Raw genomic sequence first — 17,988 nt, 5'->3', positions numbered from 1 at the left:
AGACTACTTTTTTTGCATATAAATAATTTTCAATTTAGGTCTAAGTGCTTTGTTTTGATCCTTGCTTCCAAAGAATGCAATACGTGCAGCCGAAGCATATTCATCCCAGAGAGAAAGTAAAATTCCTTGGTTCGATTCTCCGTTTTGCCATTTCTGAACCATCCATGCAATATCACCGGTATAAATTTTATTTTTCTTAGCAAGTACGGTAACAACAGTACTATCTTTTGTCAATTTTTTCGTTGTACTGTCAGCAAGTATTTGCGCAAAAAGAGAATCTGAAGAAGGATTTCCATCTAAAGTTGAAGTTGTATCAACATTCAATTCAAGATATGCTTTATTAACAATTATATTTTTAGGCAACAAACTTAAATCAAAAAATAAAGTCCCTTTTAATCCTATACCACCTTGAAAAGTTAAGTTACTATTTTGTTGAGGTACCTGTCCTGTTAAATAATAAATATGAAAAAATGGAGATATTCCCAGTGTGTCTTTTCTTATTGAAGGTCTTTCCAGTTCAACCGTAAGAACTGTCTCGTTTGTTGATGAACTTGCAATGGCTGAATTAAAACCTACAATTTTTTGTGATGATAGTTTTGGTTTTAGAAGTATACCAAAATTCTTTGGTGCTGAATTACTATCAGCTGCGTATTTTAACCATTGAGTAACAACATCATTTTTTAAATTAAATTTTACAAGTGTATCATTTACAGTTAATCCTGATGAAACATCAACAGGATCATAAATTAAATTTGGAATACTATCTCTATCAAATCCACTAGGACTCCAATCACTTCGAACTTGGAACACAGAAAAATCTAAAGTCGCAGTTTTATCTCCCAAGAGATAACGCGGAATCATTTTCATCGTAGCTGATTTAACAGTGTATTGCCCGCTCTTAACTAATGCCAATAGAGAATCCGGCAAATAAATATGATAACGCATTAGAATAGAAGATTCTGCAAAAGAATTCTTTCCCATTAAGACCACATTAGATAAACCGAACTTAAATTTATCTTGATAGTTAACCGACTTCTGAAAAACGTTTGCTTGATAACTGTCTAATTCCTGAAATGCAATCTTTTCATTTTGGGAAATTAATTCTGAACCGACTGATGTAGGATCTTGACTACAGGAAACAATTAGAATTATAACTGCAAATAGATAAAAGGCAAGTTTCAAAAATCTGATCAATTAAATTCCTCCGGAAAAATCATTGATAATAAAATCGCATACTTCTTTGAAATTAGCGGCTGTAAAATTGGGCTTTTTTCCAAGATTATGCAAGATAGAAATTTCATTACGATTGTCTTCACTATTTATTAGTACTGTCTTCACTCCTGCATTAATGCCGCATTCAATATCACTTGCTTTATCGCCTATCATAAATGATTTAGAAAGATCGATCTCATGTTCTTCTGCAGCTTGAACAATCATAACCGGAGAAGGTTTCCTACAATTTGATTTTTCAGGCGGATCAAAATCAGGATGAAAAGGACAATAATAGAATGCATCAATTTCAGTCCCGTTCTTTTTTAAAAGATGATTGATGCGATCATTTACAGAATCAACATCCCCGATCGTCATAATTCCTTTAGAGACACCTGCCTGGTTTGATATGACAATCGCTTTGAAACCATATTCATTCTTTAGTTTCTTAATTCCTTCTGATACTCCGGAAAGTAAAACAACTTCAGACGGGTCTTTTATATAACCGGAATCGTGATTAATAGTTCCGTCACGATCTAAAAAAATCGCATGGCGTTTCATCAATTAGTCGGTAAGCTTTTTATACAGATCAACATATTTCTTGGAAGAATTCATCCAAGTAAAATTGGATTTCATTCCGTTACGCATAATGTTCTGCCATTTATCCTGATCTTTGGTAAAAATCTTCACTGCATTTTTGATTTCTTTTAACATTTCTGATGCAGAATATTTTTTGAAGACGAATCCATTGCCGGTTTTATTTTTTGGATTATATGCTTGAACTGTATCTGCAAGTCCTCCTGTATGACGAACGATTGGTATGGTCCCATACATTAAACTATACATTTGGTTCAGACCGCATGGTTCATATTTAGAAGGCATTAAGAAAATATCAGAACCTGCTTCAATTAAATGTGCTAGCTCATCATCGAATCCGATATAGCACGAAAATTTATTATGATACTTTGAAGCCATGCTGGTAAAGAATTTATGATATTTCTTATCGCCGGTGCCAAGTAGAATAAAGTGAATATTCATTTTCATTAAACTTGGAAATGCTTTTTCTATAAGGTCCATTCCTTTATTATCATAAAGTCTAGAGATCATTCCAATAACCGGTACATCATCTTTTGCTGTGAAGTGGAAATTATTTGCAAGAGCTTTTTTACTCTCTTTTTTCATTTCGATATTTTTCATAGAAAATTTGTGCGGTATTTTAGAATCTACTTCCGGATTCCAAATTGTATCATCAATTCCATTTATTATTCCGTAAAGATCTTTTTTCCGTTTGAGTAGAATTGCTTCTAAGCCCAGCCCGTAATCTTTATGCTGACAAATCTCTTTTGCATAAGTTTCACTAACTGTATTTATCATATCGGAATAAAGCAATCCGCTCTTTAAAAAATTGATTTTACCTTTATGTAAAATTCCTTTTTCACTTTCCAACTCTTTTGGTAAATCTGTCTTAGCAAAATTTGCTTTTGGGAAAATACCCTGGAATGAAAGATTATGAATTGTGAAAATAGTTTTTATTGATTTAAATGTAGGATCGTTTTTGTACGTGGATTTTAAGTAAGCCGGTATTAATCCCGTCTGCCAATCATTGCAGTGAATTATATCCGGTGTCCATCCTAACTTTGTGATCAGTTCAAAAACAGCACGTGAAAGAAGAATAAATCTTTCATCGTTATCGGGATAATCTTCACCTGTGATTGGGTCTGCGTAAAGACTATGTCGGCTACCGTAGTATTCTGGATTATCTAAGAAATAAATCTGTACTCTTGTTTTTGGTCCAATTAAAAAAGAAGACCGTAAAGAAAAGATTACTTCTTTATTACCAATGTTAATCTTTAAGTCCTTCAGGCGAACAACTTCGTGAATCTTAAATTTTCTCTCATCAATAGCGCCGTATTTTGGAACTATAATTCTTACTATATGCCCCATCTCTTGTAATTTTTGAGGTAATGCAGACGACACGTCTGCTAAACCGCCTGTCTTAATGAAAGGAACTACTTCTGAAGTTGCGAAAAGAATCTTTAATTTTTTGCCTGAAGACATGTTTTTTAAGCCCTTCGATTTTTAACATGCAAAATTACGAAAATACGTCGGCATTGACAAAATTATTAGCAAATAAAGATTCGATTTCTCTATTTTTGAAACGTTCATCTATGATTAATAGTAGTTTACCTTTATTAATAACTAAAAAAGCATGAAAACACTCTTTAAAAACCCATCTCAGATAATTACAGTTAATACTAACGGCAAGAATTTAAAGCGCGGTTCCGAATTAAGTGATATTAATCCAATTACCGATCATTCTATACTAGTTGAGAATGGTATAATTAAAGATTTAATACCTAATTCGTCTACTTCAAAGACATCTGCCGATAAAACTATTGATCTAAAAGACTTAATTCTACTTCCGGGATTAGTTGAATGTCACACACATTCCGTTTTTGCCGGTTCACGTGCAAACGAATTTTTGATGAGACTTAACGGTGCAACTTATGAAGAAATTGCAAAATCCGGCGGCGGAATAATTTCTACAGTTAAAGCTGTCCGCAATTCATCTTTTGAAGAATTGGTTAGAATACTTAAACCAAGAATTGATTATTTCATTACGCAAGGAATTACTACTTTAGAGATCAAGAGCGGATACGGATTAAGTTTTTACGATGAGATAAAACTTCTTCAAGTTATAAATTATTTTAAAACTCATTCACAGATAGAAATAATTTCTACATTTTTAGGTGCTCATACTTATCCTCCCGAATATAAGAACGATCACAAACAATATTTAGATCTTATCATTAAAGAGCTTCTCCCCTACATCATTAAGAATAAACTTTCAGATTCTGTTGATGCATTTTGTGAGAAGTCTGCGTTCTCTTCCGATGAAGTTGATAAGATTTTTACCAGAGCAAAAAAACTTGGTTACAAATTACGTCTTCATACAGAACAGTTTAATAATATCGGCGGTTTAGAAGTTGCATTGAAACACAAAGCCCTTTCTGTTGATCATCTTGAAGTAATTAACGAAGATGATATCCCGAAATTAGCAAAGAGCGAAACAGTTTCAGTTCTATTGCCAGGTGTATCATTCTTTTTAGATTATGATTATGCGCCCGCAAGAAAGTTGATCGAACATAATGCGATTGTTGCTTTGGCGACTGATTATAATCCTGGATCATCACATATTTCCAATCTTCATTTTATTATGCAGCTTGCCACACTTAAAATGAAAATGAGTGCCGAAGAAATTATTTCTGCTGTTACCATAAATGCGTCTGCAGCGCTCGGATTAAATGATAAGTCGGGAAGCATTGAGGTCGGTAAGCAAGCGGATTTTGCAGTTTTTGCTGCTAAAGATTACCAAGAAATAATTTATAGCATTGGAATCAATTTGAACAAATACACAATTAAAAAAGGTCAAATCATTTTTCAGAGAGCGGATACTTTATGAAAATTATTGAGTGCGTCCCGAATTTCAGTGAAGGGAAAAATCAAAAAACATTTGAAGCGATAAAAGAAGCCGTAGCTAAAACTAAAGATGTAAAATTATTAAGTCTTGAACCGGATGGAGATTATAATCGTGTTGTTGTAACATTAGCAGGAAATGAAGAAGGAATATTAAACGGAACATTAAATGCTTGCAGAACTGCTGCATCATTGATTGATATGCGCACACACAAAGGAGAACATCCGCGTCTCGGTGCGATTGATGTCGTTCCATTCGTTCCGGTTGCAAATGTAACTACGGAAGAATGCGTTAAGATTTCGGAAGAGTTTGCAAAAATTATTTCTCAAGATTTAAAAGTTCCGGTCTATCTTTATGAAAATGCCGCCCGTAAAGTAGACAGAAAAAGTTTATCAAGTATACGTCAGGGTGAATACGAAGGTCTTGAAGAAAAATTGAAAGATAATAATTGGCTTCCCGATTATGGTGAACCCGTTTTTAATCCAAAACTTGGTGCAATAGTTACCGGCTCACGGTTCTTTCTAATTGCATATAATGTAAACATTAAATCTAATGATGTTAAATACTCAAAAGAGATTGGCGAAATATTAAGAGAGAGTGGTTATGCTAAACGTGATGAGAATGGGAATGTTATAAAAGTTGACGGAAAGACAATAAAAGTTCCTGGACGGTTGAAAGAAGTAAAAGGAATGGGAGTTGCTCTTGAAAAATATAGCATCTCACAAGTTTCGATGAACTTAACTAACTATAATATAACACCAATGCATGTTGCATTCGAAGAAGTTAAGAAAGAAGCCGCACGACTCGGTGTTGAAGTTAATGGAAGTGAGATTGTCGGATTGGTTCCGCTTGAGGCAATGCTGCAAGCAGGAAGATTCTATTCGAATGGTAAAGAGAAAGATGAAAAGAGTTTAGTGAACATTGCCATTGAAAAATTAGGACTAAGCGCGCTTCATCCGTTTAAGCCGGAAGAAAAAATAATTGAGTATATGATTTAACCTCCCCCATTGTCCCCCTCCTTGTACTAAGGAGGGGGAATAAAAGGGGGTGGTTCAAAAAAAAGGATATTAAATGAATCTCTCAAAAACTTTACAAGAATATTTCAACGAACTCTCATCCAACTCACCAACTCCAGGTGGAGGAAATGTAGCTGCATTATGCGGAACTCTTTCTTCAAGTTTGGGAATAATGGTCTGCAATCTTACGATCGGTAAAAAGAAATATGCAGATGTAGAACTGCAAATGATCAACTTAAAAGATAATTTAGAAAAAATACAAAAAAAATTTATAGAACTTGGGCAACAGGATAATGCATCATTCGATAAAGTTATGGATGCATTTAAATTGCCGAAAGAAACTGAACAAGAAAAAAATATCCGCTCTAAAGCAATTGAAGAAGCAACTATCGGCGCAACTTCAGCTCCGATGGATGTTATTCAAACATCGAAAGCACTTCTTCCTATTTTGGAAATCATAATTGATAAGGGAAATAAAAATTCTATTTCTGATGCCGGAGTTGCTGCCGCACTAGTAGGAACGGCAGCCAAAGGCGCTTACTTGAATGTATTGATCAATTGTTCTTCTTTGAGCAATCAGACTATCGCCGCTGAATTGGAAAAGACCGCTGACATTTTAATTGAAGAGATTACACTTACTAGCGATAGACTAGTAGAACAAGTTGTGAAAGTAGTGCGAACGAAATGAAAAGATTTTTTTTGTTAGCAGTTTTTTTTGTTAATGTTTGTTCAGCACAGAAAGTCTCTCTCGGTATAGATGTACTTCAAGAAGATCATTTTTCCCTTCTCACCGGTAAACGCGTAGGATTAATTACAAACCATACCGGAGTTAACAGTAAATTAGAATCAACTCTCGATCTTTTCAAACACGCGGATAATTTTAAACTCGCCGCAGTATTTTCTCCCGAACACGGATTAAAAGGATTAGTTGGTTCCGGACAATCTTTCGAAAGCTACACAGATACATTAACCGGAATAAAATATTTTGCACTCTACGGCAAGACCGCTAAACCTACAAAAGAAATGTTGGAAGGAATTGATGCACTAGTTTATGATATTCAAGATATCGGCGTTCGTTCGTATACTTACATCTCTACACTTGGACTTGCAATGGAAGCAGCAGCAGAAAATAAAATTCAATTCATAGTTTTAGATCGTCCTAATCCTTTAGGTGGATTGCGAATTGAAGGAAATGTTGTTGAAGATGATTTCAGATCCTTCGTTGGCAATTATGCAATTCCTTATGTGTACGGATTAACTTGCGGCGAACTTGCAAATCTTATCAACACAAAAAGTGCGCTCGGCAACAAAGTTAAGTGCAAACTCAAAGTTGTTAAGATGGAAGGCTGGGAAAGAAATATGCTTTTTAAGGATACCGGATTGATCTGGGTTCCTACTTCCCCGAACGTTCCGTATATGGAAACTCCTTCTTATCTTGTTGCAAGCGGAGTGCTGGGTGAACTTGTCGTTTTTGGAATTGGAATTACTTATACACTTCCCTTTCAAACATTTGCGGCTGAATGGATTGATGCCGATACTCTTGCTGTTAAAATGAACGCTCTTGATTTACCCGGAGTTTTATTCCGTCCGATTTCTTACAAAGTTCTTTACGGTGATTGGAAAGATCAAATACTTAACGGTGTGCAGATTCATATCACCGATTTTGAAAAAGTTAACTTGCTTGAACTTCAATTTTATTTTCTGCAAGTCTATCACAAACTATATCCCGATACAAACCCGTTTACTCTTGCAACAACAAATCGTATGAAGATGTTTGATCTTGTAATGGGAACTGATAGAGTAAGATTAAAATTCTCGAAGCGATTCCAAGTGGATGATATAAAGAAACTTCTACACAAAGATATTGACTGGTTCAGAAAACTTTCTAAGAGATATTACTTATACAATTAGCTGAATCCAATCTTTCCCTTGGCAGTCAAGGTCCATACCTTGATTGAGAGTTATTTATTTTCGTCAAGGAGTGGTCCTTGACTACCGTGCAAATGCCTCTAGTTGTAGTGAATACCTTTATTTAATGCACCTAAAAAACCTATGATAAATGTAATTATCCAAATTATTAAAACCACCCATCCATTAGTTTTCCCAGTAGAATTTTTTGAAAAAAGTAATAAAACGGAACAAAATAAAATGGCGATACTTATCAGCAGACTTACTTGCCCCATCGGGAAAAGACTAAAAATTATTAGTAACCAAGTAATAATAATAAGTGCAACCGGAGTATCTTTTTCTTCTGATTCTTCAAATGCATGTGTAGATAACCGTTGAGTATTCACACTCACAAGACTATTACCACAATTAGAACAAAATTTGACTTCTTCACTGTTTTGATTTCCACATTTAGGACAAAACATAAATCCTCCGTTTTATTAGCCACTGAACGTCGTCTCAACTAACCGGCAGCAGAACAGCAATGCCAATTAACAGTTGCAACTTTTATTTATAAAAATATTTCTAAGAACAACCTACTTTAAAGAGCAACTAACTTTTCCAAATGCAACTTTATAATTGAACAAATGCCACTTTGAAAAACGCTGTCCGTGTTGAGTGGCTTGCAACGACAATCAATTACTTATCCATATTATTGTAAAGACTTTTTATCGATTTTTCATGTTCAAGTTGTATAGTTTGTAAATTGGCTTTACAGTATTCAAGTAACCACTCAGAAGAATCATTTATCAATATGCAAAATTCATCAAGATATTCTCTGATAACAACTATAATTGTGACATGATTAAAAGACAAACAACCAATATTTTTTCTTTCAATTTTTTGTTCATAATTCTCAGACAGTGTAACCTCAAAAAGAGGAGTATCAATAACGAGAATTGGAATAATAATTTTACTATCGGGATACATTTTACCATTTGAGGATCTAATCGCAGAATTACAATATTTTGACAGAGTATTAATAGCTTTATAAGCTATATCATTTCCCGAAGTGAATGCTTGAGTGAGACCATAACCAGTTGTACCAAAGTCATAGTAAAAAGGATATAGTTTTTTTATTAGGTCGGTTGAGCTTAAATGTACAATAAGAGAGGTAGCATTTTCGTTGTGTATATATCGCTCTGCCTCAATAATAGGGTCGTAAGAAATTTCTTTTTTAGTTGAAAACAATAACCAAGGTTTTTTTGACGATTTACATTCGATTATATAATCTATCGAAGCAAATCTATCTTCAATACATATTCCTTTATGAGCTAACACGTCAATTTCTCGATTTATATTAAATTCATAGTCATAATAATAGATCGACTGAGAAACCGTAAATTTTCTTTCTCTAAATTTTTGAGAAACATACATCTCTAATGGATAGCCTTGTTTTTCCAACCATTTTAATATTTTGGTTTCCAATTGATATTCTCTTTTGTTGTATAACTATTAATTCTACTGCCAATAATCTATTTCAAAAAAAGTAGTCATCATCTTTTCCCCGGGGTAAAAAGAAGTTTAAGAAGATTATCCCTTCATCAACATAAATTTATAGAAGAAGGTTGTCAAGAAGTTTTTTCTTAGCAGTCAAGGTCCATACATTGACTAAAACTTTTCGTTTAAGCAACCGGTTCAATCAATTCAAAAGTATTATTCTGACTCTTTAATCATTCGTAATTGTAAAGTAACTAACTGCAAATAAGTCATTCAAATATCTAATCTCAACTTTGTAATTACCAGGCTTCCAATTTCCAGGTTCATCCCATCCCCAACCATGATGAAGATAACCCGCCGACCAGCTCATTGGAATATTAAAGTTTAATACAGGTTGACCCACTATCTCATTATTTCCGTTATAATAAGTAGCATTTAGAGTAATCTGATTATCGCTAATATTATAAAGCAGGTTATCTACATAAACTTCATAACGAATATACCGCGCTTTACTTTTAGAAAATGTTGTTGAATAAATTCTTTTATCCTGTTCCACCGCAACAATTGGATTTTCAAAAAACCTTAAAGATTTATAACTAATAGTAGGAGAAATTCTATTAGTACCCACAATGAAAAAACTAATTGAAGCGATATAATTATCATCCAAATAAAATTCTATTAAGTACTTGCCGTTTTCCCAATTGCCGGGTTCATCCCATCCCCAACCTCTGGAAAACCAGGTAGTTTCCCAACTACTTTCAATTGTCCAATCATCTGATACTGTTCCAAAAAGACTCCCATCCGGTTTGTAATAATTCCATTTTGCCTTATGTGTCTGTGACTGAGTTCCGTATAAATTATTTTTTAGTGCAACCTCACACCTTATGTATCTTGTGCTAATTTGGTTGTAGGAATTTTCATAAACTCTTGCTTCTCTATTAATATCATCGCGACCACCCTCATAAGTTTTAATTGATTCGAATTTATAGCCTTGTGAATAAATTTTAGTAGTGCTTAATAGAAGTACGAACGAGAAAATAAAGAGTGTTATTTTTTTATTTAACATAGATCACCTCATTAATATATTTTTAATTAAACAAAAACTAACGCGGAATAAGAAACATTATTATTTTTTCCCAGGCAGAAAGATCTATAGATATTTTATTTCCGAAAATAAATTCTATAAGAATATTTGTAATAGATAAGAAGAAGGAGAAAATATAATCTTGGTTTAACATAGATTTAAGATTGAAGGTTGTCAAGAAATATTTTACACACCCACCCCTTAAGTCTCTTCCAAGGAGGGGAAACGGCGAAGCCGGAGGGGTGGGTAATTTATTTTTGAAAATCTATATTCACTCCGCCAACTGGCCAGCGTGCACGGAGATTTAATGTATCTGGGTAAAACTTAAATTCTTCGGAAAGTTTAAAAGGAAAGATTGTACCGAAATCATATTTGCCGTTCTTGTTCTTATCCTTAAAACTCCAAGCCAAATATTTCCCCGGTATAACTTTTTTGAAATCAAAATTTTTCTTCGTATCAATTTTTTGTTTGTAAGTTCTCTTCACCATTTCTGCTGCTTCGAGCACAACAAAAGTCTGCGTTGAATCATTTACCGAAACTGTCCCGCTTACCCCGCTGAAATCAAGTTCGTTAGATGTAGAAAATTTATTCTGGAATACTGAATCAATTTTATTCCAGGACAGATCGGAATAATTTTTCAGATTGAGTTTTAAAGTATAATCCGTACTCTGCTTTAATTTTTCAGACAAACGAATTAAGAAAGAAGCATCATCAGCTCGTTCAACTTCAAGCGGAATCTTTTTCCCTTTCGCATCTTGAATGCTAAGTCTCTCTTTCACAGTTGAGAATTCTACCGCATCATTAAAGTTGAGCATTAATATCGGTTCTTCGAAATCAACTTTTTCTCCGGGAAGTAATCCGGCAGATTTAATTATTCTCAATGCGAGTGTGTCGCGGTCATTTTTGATCGCAAAAGAATTTTTTTCTTCGGAAGATAAATTGTTTTTCATATCGGGAATATTCTTAGAGATCAGCACCCAACCTTCTTTCTTTTCAAGTGAATCTGTAAACGAAGCATAAAACTGATTTGGTCTTCCTTCACCTTTGAAGAAATATTTCGGAATTATTTTTTTGTTCGCGGTAGAATCATAAAGAATAAAATTATCACCGGAGATTCTTGTGCTGTCAACCGGTTTATTAAATTCGATCTGCAAATGATTCCGGTCTTTCATAATAACATTCGAGATCTTCGGTGCAATCGAATCTTCCATTGTTAAGAAGAAATCAACATTATCATATTCAGCCGTCTTATCTTTCAACTCAATTTTTTTATTCTGCACGCCAAAACCATCTTCATTTTTTTGATAGAGCAGATCGCGGAATTTATCGCGGATTGCAAAGACGGAATAATCACCATCTCTGAGACCGAGCAAAGAATAAATTCCGTTCTTCCCGGCTTGAGAAACATAATCCGGTTTTTGTTTTGTAGGATCGGCTTCTTTCCCATTCGTTTGATAAGCAAAGATCATTACGCCTTCAGGCGATGTATCATAAATTTTTCCTTTGATCTTTCCTTTATCAATTTTATTTCCGGTTGAGAAAGCAAACGTTAGAGATTCAGCCATCTTGTTGCCGTTGTTCACGTCCTTCACATCGGTACCGATGCTTACTGTATAAGTTGTATTTGCTTTAAGTGTATCGTTGAAATAAACTGTAAGAGTTTTTCCGCTCCAATTATATTTAAGTGGTTTCTGCAAAGCTGGAGAAATAAAAATTGCATCTTGAACAGAACGCTTATCAACATATTTGCTGAAAGAAATTTCAAAATAATCTTCGTGATAATTTATGGTTCCGTTCTCCGGATAGACTTCAATAATCTTCGGAGGAACAGCATCAACTTCCCCGCCGCCCGGCGGAAGCTGGTTTGCACATCTTGCAAATAATATCAGAGATATTACAGCAAGAATTTTAATTATTGATTTTGAGTTTTTCGCCATTGTCTATACTTCATTACATTTTTTTCGTGTTCTTCTACTGTCCTGGAAAAAGTATGCCCTCCGTCTCCATTCGCAACAAAAAATAAATAGTTATGTTTTTCTGGATAGAGCGCCGCCATAATTGCATCTTTACCGGGATTGTTAATCGGTGCGGGCGGAAGTCCGGTATATTTGTACGTGTTGAACTTTGAATCAATTAACAAATCTTTCTTAAGAATTTTATTTTTATGTTTTTCGCGGATAAGATACTGCACGGTCGGATCAGCTTGAAGCGCCATTCCGATTTTTAATCTGTTGTGATAAACACCGGATATTGTTTTAAACTCAGAGACCAAATTCGATTCGCCGTCAATTATCGAAGCAAGTGTTAAGATTTGATGCTTCGTCATTTTTAATTCAGCCATCTGCTTTTCAATTTCCGGAGTAAAAACTTTATCCATCTGCAGTTTTAACTTCCGTAAAATTTCTTCGGCAGTACTGTTGGGATAAAAATAATAAGTTTCAGGCAGCAGATATCCTTCCAAACTTTTTGTATTCAAACCAAGCGAATTGATAAATGATCTGCTTGTACTTAAACCGATAACTCGTGAAGAATCAATATTTAATTTTTCTCTAAGAATCTGTGCAATCTCGCTTTGCCAAATTCCTTCCGGTAAAGTTACAGAAACTTGTTCTGCCGGAGAACCATTTACCAAAAGTTCAATAAGTTTTACGTAGCTCAATCCGTTTGGAATATCATATCTCCCCGCTTTCACTTTTTTCTCAACTCCGTAAACGAAAGAGATGATCTTCATCTTCAATTTACTTGGAATAATCTTGTGCTCGTACAAACTATCAATCACATTCGTTAATGATTCACCACGCTTGATATCAATCCGGTAAGGTGATTCATGTTCGTAATAATTCGGAGAATAAAATGTAAAGAGAAGAGCGGCAAGAATGAATACAAAGAAAAGCGCAACAACATAAAATTGAGTGCGTGATAAAAACCGTTTTGCAGATATTTTCTGTTTAGTCATTCAGTTTTTTTGATTAGAACAATTCCAATATATAGATTTTTTTTCTTATGCGGTGTGTGAATTTATCCGGCTTGAATCAGCTACTTAATAAACGAGTAATCGCTTAAACTAGGATAAGCATTAAAATCATACCGGTACTTAATTCCGGCTTGATGAAGTTTCAAACCGCGGTAAGCTATCATAGCGGCATTATCACCGCAGAATTCAAGAGAAGGAATAACCAGATTCTTTTTATACTTCAAAGCTAACTTTTGGAATTCGTCATGAAGCATTTTATTAGCTGCTACACCGCCAACAAGCGAAATTGAGCTCACATTGAATTTATTCAACGCTTTTTCAGTATTATTTAATAGTGCTCTTACAGCAGAGTATTGAAAAGAAGCCGCTATCAAAGGAATATCTGCAGCCGGAATCTTGGAAGCATCACCATATTCTTTCTGAATGAATCGTAATACAGAGGTTTTTAATCCGCTGAATGAAAAATCGTATTCATTTTTACATCGTGCGATTGGGAAATCGGCAAAATCAGTTTTCCTGTCTTCTGCAACTTCTTGTATCTTAGGTCCGCCTGGATAACCAAGCCCCAACAATTTTGAAATTTTATCAAACGCTTCACCGGCGGCATCATCAATTGTAGAACCGAGCTTAGTTATCTGTGTGTCGCTTTCCACTAGAAGAAGTAATGTGTGCCCGCCGGAAACAACAAGACACAAATATGGAAATGCTGGTTTGTCCTTCATTAAAAATCCGGAAAAGATATGTCCTTCAATATGATTAACCGGAACAAATGGTTTTTGCAATGAATATGAAAGTCCTTTTGCAAAAGTTAAACCGACGAGAAGTGCACCGATCAATCCCGGTCCAGCTGTTGCACAAACAAGATCAATTTGATTAAGAGAAATTCCGGATTCTTGTAGAGATTTTTTTACTAGCGGCAATAAAATTTGGAGATGTGCTCTGCTCGAAAGTTCAGGCACAACTCCACCGTAAATATTATGGAAATCTTGAGATGAAATTAAATTTGATAAGAGCTTACCATCAGAAATTACCGCAACAGAAGTTTCATCGCACGAGCTTTCTATTCCTAAAACATTCATCATTTATCAGTTAAAAGAAAAAATACTTTTTGTTATATACCAGGCAAGCTGCGGATTCTCTTGCAATCTTCTAATCGAGTATTTGTACCAATGTTCGCCGAAAGGAACATAGATCCGAATTTTATGTCCGTCCGCTTTGATCTTATCGCGCAGATATTCATTAATGCCGTACAACATTTGGAATTCGTATTTGTCCTTAGGAATATTTTTCTTCTTGATCAATTCGTAAGCGCCTTTTACCAAATAATCATCATGCGTGGCAATGCCGACATAATTTCCATCGTCAAAAATTTTCTCAAGAGTTTTTAAGAAATTATCTCTTACCTGCTGGCGTTCTTTGAATGCGATCTCAGCCGGCTCAACATAAATACCTTTACAGATACGGTAATTTGTTCCGAGCTTATTTTGTTCTCTAACATCACTGTACGTTCGCTTTAAGTAAGATTGAACAACAACACCAACATTGGAATATTTTTTCTTCAATTTGCTGTGAAGTTCCAAAGTTGCATCAGTTGTTGATGAATCTTCCATATCAATGCGGACAAAATTGTTATAACTTTTCGCCTTTTCTAATATTGCAGAGATCTGTTCAAAACAAAATTGTTTATCAATGATCAATCCCAATTGAGTTGGTTTAAGAGATAAGTTTGAATTGAGCTTGTGTTCATTGATAGTATCGAGGACCATCAAGCATTCTTTCATTGCTTGTCCAGATTCTTTTTTTGTGTTTACAGATTCTCCGAGAACATCTATCGTGGCTAAAATACCTTTATCATTCAATCCTTTAACTACACGCACAGCGTCTTCTAATGTTTCACCGGCAATATACTTTTTAGCGAAGATATGAACTACTGATCTTGGTAATAATTTTACAAAACCTACAAGAGCATCATTAATTACTTTCACAAAGCACCTTATTTTGAAAAATGTGAGGGTAAAATTAGAGCAAGAGGAGTTATAAATCAAGGAAGGATGTTTTCAACTTTTTAATTCGATTAAACAATTGCAGCTTTTATCAATTCAATAACAAACTTGGTTCTGGTTTCCAGTTTATCGAATGTTGAATTATTATCAATTACAAAATGAGCCCGGTCAGTTTTCTTTTCATCGGGGATCTGAAAACTCATTCGCTTTTCAACATCAAGTCTGTTCATACTATTATTTTCAATCTTACGAGCAATTCTAATTTCTTCTTCAGCATAAATAAGAATTACGTAATCGAATAATTTCTGAATCTTAGCTTCATAAACTAAAGCGGATTCAACAAATACTAAATTATGTTTTTTAAAAAATTTTTTTGAAATCTCTTCAATCTTTCTGATTGTTGGAGGATGAATTATGGAATTAATCTTTTCAACTTTTTCTTTGTTGATAAAAACATTATCAGCAAGATATTTTGTGTTAATTCCTTTTTCTGTGAATGATTCCTTGCCGAATGATTTAATAATTTTCTTTTTTATTGATTCATCCTTCAGCATCAATTCTTTAGCAAGATCATCTGTTTTAATAACTGGAAATCCGAATGACTCAATTATTTTTGATACAGAAGATTTTCCGGAACCAATTCCACCGGTTATTGCAATTTTTAATTTCTTTTTCATATCACACTCAAAAAAAATAAACCCGATATAAATCGGGTTTAGGTTATAATTTTATTTTGCGTAAGCTATTTTTCGAACTTCCCGAATTACCGTTACTTTAATTTGTCCCGGGTATTCCATATCCTCCTGAATTTTCTGCGCAATATCTGCTGCAAGACGATCTGAAAATACGTCATCCACTTTATCGGGTTCAACGATAACACGCACTTCTCTTCCCGCTTGAATAGCATAAGTTTTTGCAACTCCTTCGAAAGATTTTGCAATAGCTTCCAGATTTTCCAATCGCTTAACGTAACTTTCAAGAGGTTCTCTTCTTGCACCCGGTCTTGCACCGCTTATTGCATCTGCTGCCTGGACTAAAGCTGCAATCGGATGTTCCATTTCAATATCTTCATGGTGACTTCCTACAGCATTTACAACGATAGGATGCTCATTGTATTTCTTTACCAGATCATAACCGAGCAAAGCATGCGGACCTTCAACATTTCTATCAATTGTTTTACCGACATCGTGAAGGAGTCCTGCTCTGCGTGCAAGATTTGTATCGAAGCCAAGTTCAGCTGCCATAATTCCGGTTAAGTATGCAACTTCAATGCTATGCTGCAAAAGATTTTGTCCGTAGCTTGAACGGTATTTCATTCGACCAATATGTTTTACAAGTTCTATATGAAGTCCGTGTAAACCTAATTGAATTAAAGTGTTCTCTCCTTCTTTCTGAATTTCTTCATCTAATTCCAATTCAACCTTAGCAACAATTTCTTCGATACGAGCCGGATGAATTCTTCCATCAGCAATCAATCTCTCGAGAGAAATTCTTGCTACTTCTCTTCTAAATTGATCGAATGCAGAAAGGATTACAGCTTCAGGTGTATCGTCTACAATTACATCAACTCCTGTAGCGGCTTCAAATGCGCGGATGTTTCTTCCTTCACGGCCAATTATTCTGCCTTTCATTTCATCGTTCTGTATTTGCACAACTGAGACAGTTGATTCAACTGAATGATCTACTGCAGTTCTTTGAATTGCTTGGATTGTAATTCTCTGTGCTTCTTTCTTAGCATCAATTTTTGCTTGATCACGAACCTCTTTGATAGATTGCGCGGCATCGGTTTTTGCTTTGTTGACCATATTTTCCATCAGCATTTTTTTAGCATCTTCGGAAGTTAATCCGGCAATTTTTTCAAGTCGTACATTTTGTTCAGAGATCAAGTGATCTAATTCGGTATGCTTTCTATCAAAATCTTCTTTTTGAGTAGTGAAGGTCTTTTCGGCATCTTTTAATACCTTTTCTTTCTGAGTAACAACCTCATATTTCTTCTCAAGACTTTCTTCACGTGATTCCAACTGCTTTTCATGATTCTGTAGTTTCTGTTTTTTAGCATTTACTTCCGTATCGAATTCTTGTTTCTTTTTTAACCATTCGTCTTTTACTTCTAATAATTTTTCTCTCTTAGTATGTTTAGCTTCTTTTTCAGCATCATCAATAATACTTTGTGCTTTTTCTTTGGCAACTGAAAGACTATTTCTGCCCATCTTTGAGTTAATAAACCAGCCAAGAACAAAAGACAACACTACCAATATGGCAGCAACCGCTATTACAATAATTAAATCGCTCTGCATCTTTCCTCCAATATAACAGTATATTTAAACCACAACTGCCGATCCTATTATAGGAAAAGAACATTTTTCCTATAACAATGTGGGAAACCGCCCGCCGCTTTTTACTTCCACTGTCCCGTATTACGAGATCCCGACAAGTCGGGATGAGGCCTGTAATACACGACGTGAGTCGATAACCCTATAGTTTTACTATTAGTTCTTTTTTATAAATGAACCGGCAGTGTGGAAAAAGTTAGGATGGAGAGGACATAAATTTAGATTCGTTCAAAAGAAGCTTTATTTTTTTGATTTTATCTGTGGCTTGAATGCTGAATTCACGATATTTATTTTTTTCTACAAATAAATCATAAGCAATGTTTAACGCAGCAATGATGGCAATTGTATCTTTTGATTGATCAGGTAATTCATCTTTTGTTTCTTCCATCATTGTATTTACATATTCAGCTAGTTCTGCCGCTATTTCTTGGTTTTCCACAAGAAGGGAATATTCTTTATCAAAAATTTTTACTTTAAGCTTCTTTTTTTCGTTCATGTTATGTC

The 17,988-nt window shown here is 34.6% G+C and carries 17 protein-coding genes; 4 read left to right on the top strand and 13 right to left on the bottom strand.

Going from position 1 to position 17,988, the window contains the following annotated elements; translation table 11 throughout:
* Nucleotides 1–3: 3 nt before the first annotated feature.
* The 3 genes from NTZ27_02265 to glgA are packed head-to-tail and all read right to left on the bottom strand — an operon-like array spanning nt 4 to nt 3,267.
* Nucleotides 4–1,194, bottom strand: coding sequence for a hypothetical protein (locus NTZ27_02265; protein ID MCX6173560.1), 1,191 nt, complete (start codon nt 1,192–1,194; stop codon nt 4–6).
* Nucleotides 1,195–1,770 (bottom strand): HAD family hydrolase, encoded by a 576-nt coding sequence (locus NTZ27_02260; protein MCX6173559.1) that lies wholly within the window; start codon nt 1,768–1,770, stop codon nt 1,195–1,197.
* Nucleotides 1,771–1,773: 3 nt separating this feature from the next.
* The gene (glgA, locus tag NTZ27_02255) at nt 1,774–3,267 is read right to left on the bottom strand and encodes a glycogen synthase GlgA (protein ID MCX6173558.1); all 1,494 of its coding nucleotides are present in this window, start codon (nt 3,265–3,267) and stop codon (nt 1,774–1,776) included.
* 151 nt (nt 3,268–3,418) lie between these two features.
* Between glgA and hutI the strand changes: the two genes are divergently transcribed.
* From hutI to NTZ27_02235, 4 genes are all read left to right on the top strand, one after another.
* Entirely contained in the window at nt 3,419–4,672 is a 1,254-nt protein-coding gene (hutI, locus tag NTZ27_02250) for an imidazolonepropionase (GenBank protein MCX6173557.1), read from the top strand.
* Nucleotides 4,669–5,685: a glutamate formimidoyltransferase gene (gene ftcD, locus NTZ27_02245; GenBank protein ID MCX6173556.1), complete on the top strand. Its 1,017-nt coding sequence runs from the start codon at nt 4,669–4,671 to the stop codon at nt 5,683–5,685. Before hutI ends, ftcD begins: the two co-directional genes overlap by 4 nt.
* Before the next feature lie 73 nt (nt 5,686–5,758).
* Nucleotides 5,759–6,391, top strand: coding sequence for a cyclodeaminase/cyclohydrolase family protein (locus NTZ27_02240; protein ID MCX6173555.1), 633 nt, complete (start codon nt 5,759–5,761; stop codon nt 6,389–6,391).
* Nucleotides 6,388–7,614, top strand: a complete 1,227-nt coding sequence (locus NTZ27_02235) for a DUF1343 domain-containing protein (protein ID MCX6173554.1) — start codon at nt 6,388–6,390, stop codon at nt 7,612–7,614. The genes NTZ27_02240 and NTZ27_02235 overlap by 4 nt, the downstream gene beginning before the upstream one ends.
* A 98-nt stretch (nt 7,615–7,712) precedes the next feature.
* Here the strand turns inward: NTZ27_02235 and NTZ27_02230 are convergent, their stop codons facing one another.
* The 10 genes from NTZ27_02230 to zapA all read right to left on the bottom strand — a co-directional run bounded on the left by NTZ27_02230 (nt 7,713) and on the right by zapA (nt 17,980).
* On the bottom strand, nt 7,713–8,075 hold the full coding sequence (locus tag NTZ27_02230; protein MCX6173553.1) for a zinc-ribbon domain-containing protein: 363 nt from the start codon (nt 8,073–8,075) through the stop codon (nt 7,713–7,715).
* Nucleotides 8,076–8,289: 214 nt separating this feature from the next.
* Complete coding sequence (locus tag NTZ27_02225; GenBank protein ID MCX6173552.1) at nt 8,290–9,078, bottom strand: hypothetical protein; 789 nt, start codon at nt 9,076–9,078, stop codon at nt 8,290–8,292.
* 241 nt (nt 9,079–9,319) lie between these two features.
* Nucleotides 9,320–10,156 (bottom strand): hypothetical protein, encoded by an 837-nt coding sequence (locus NTZ27_02220; protein ID MCX6173551.1) that lies wholly within the window; start codon nt 10,154–10,156, stop codon nt 9,320–9,322.
* A 269-nt stretch (nt 10,157–10,425) separates the two neighbouring features.
* A complete protein-coding gene (locus tag NTZ27_02215) occupies nt 10,426–12,111 on the bottom strand; it encodes an Ig-like domain-containing protein (protein ID MCX6173550.1) in 1,686 nt (561 codons plus the stop codon).
* Entirely contained in the window at nt 12,087–13,130 is a 1,044-nt protein-coding gene (gene mltG, locus NTZ27_02210; GenBank protein MCX6173549.1) for an endolytic transglycosylase MltG, read from the bottom strand. The genes NTZ27_02215 and mltG overlap by 25 nt, the downstream gene beginning before the upstream one ends.
* Nucleotides 13,131–13,210: 80 nt before the next feature.
* Complete coding sequence (tsaD, locus tag NTZ27_02205; GenBank protein ID MCX6173548.1) at nt 13,211–14,230, bottom strand: tRNA (adenosine(37)-N6)-threonylcarbamoyltransferase complex transferase subunit TsaD; 1,020 nt, start codon at nt 14,228–14,230, stop codon at nt 13,211–13,213.
* A 3-nt stretch (nt 14,231–14,233) separates the two neighbouring features.
* A complete protein-coding gene (locus NTZ27_02200) occupies nt 14,234–15,133 on the bottom strand; it encodes a proline dehydrogenase family protein (GenBank protein MCX6173547.1) in 900 nt (299 codons plus the stop codon).
* Nucleotides 15,134–15,222: 89 nt separating this feature from the next.
* On the bottom strand, nt 15,223–15,828 hold the full coding sequence (coaE, locus tag NTZ27_02195) for a dephospho-CoA kinase (protein ID MCX6173546.1): 606 nt from the start codon (nt 15,826–15,828) through the stop codon (nt 15,223–15,225).
* A gap of 51 nt (nt 15,829–15,879) precedes the next feature.
* Nucleotides 15,880–17,448, bottom strand: a complete 1,569-nt coding sequence (gene rny, locus NTZ27_02190; protein MCX6173545.1) for a ribonuclease Y — start codon at nt 17,446–17,448, stop codon at nt 15,880–15,882.
* 232 nt (nt 17,449–17,680) lie between these two features.
* Nucleotides 17,681–17,980, bottom strand: coding sequence for a cell division protein ZapA (gene zapA / locus NTZ27_02185; GenBank protein ID MCX6173544.1), 300 nt, complete (start codon nt 17,978–17,980; stop codon nt 17,681–17,683).
* Nucleotides 17,981–17,988 lie beyond the last annotated feature (8 nt).

The organism is Ignavibacteriales bacterium, from assembly GCA_026390775.1.
Lineage (GTDB): Bacteria > Bacteroidota > Ignavibacteria > Ignavibacteriales > Melioribacteraceae > Fen-1258.
The sequence above is the reverse complement of the archived record's forward strand: the minus strand, read 5'-3'. Positions and strand labels throughout refer to the sequence as shown.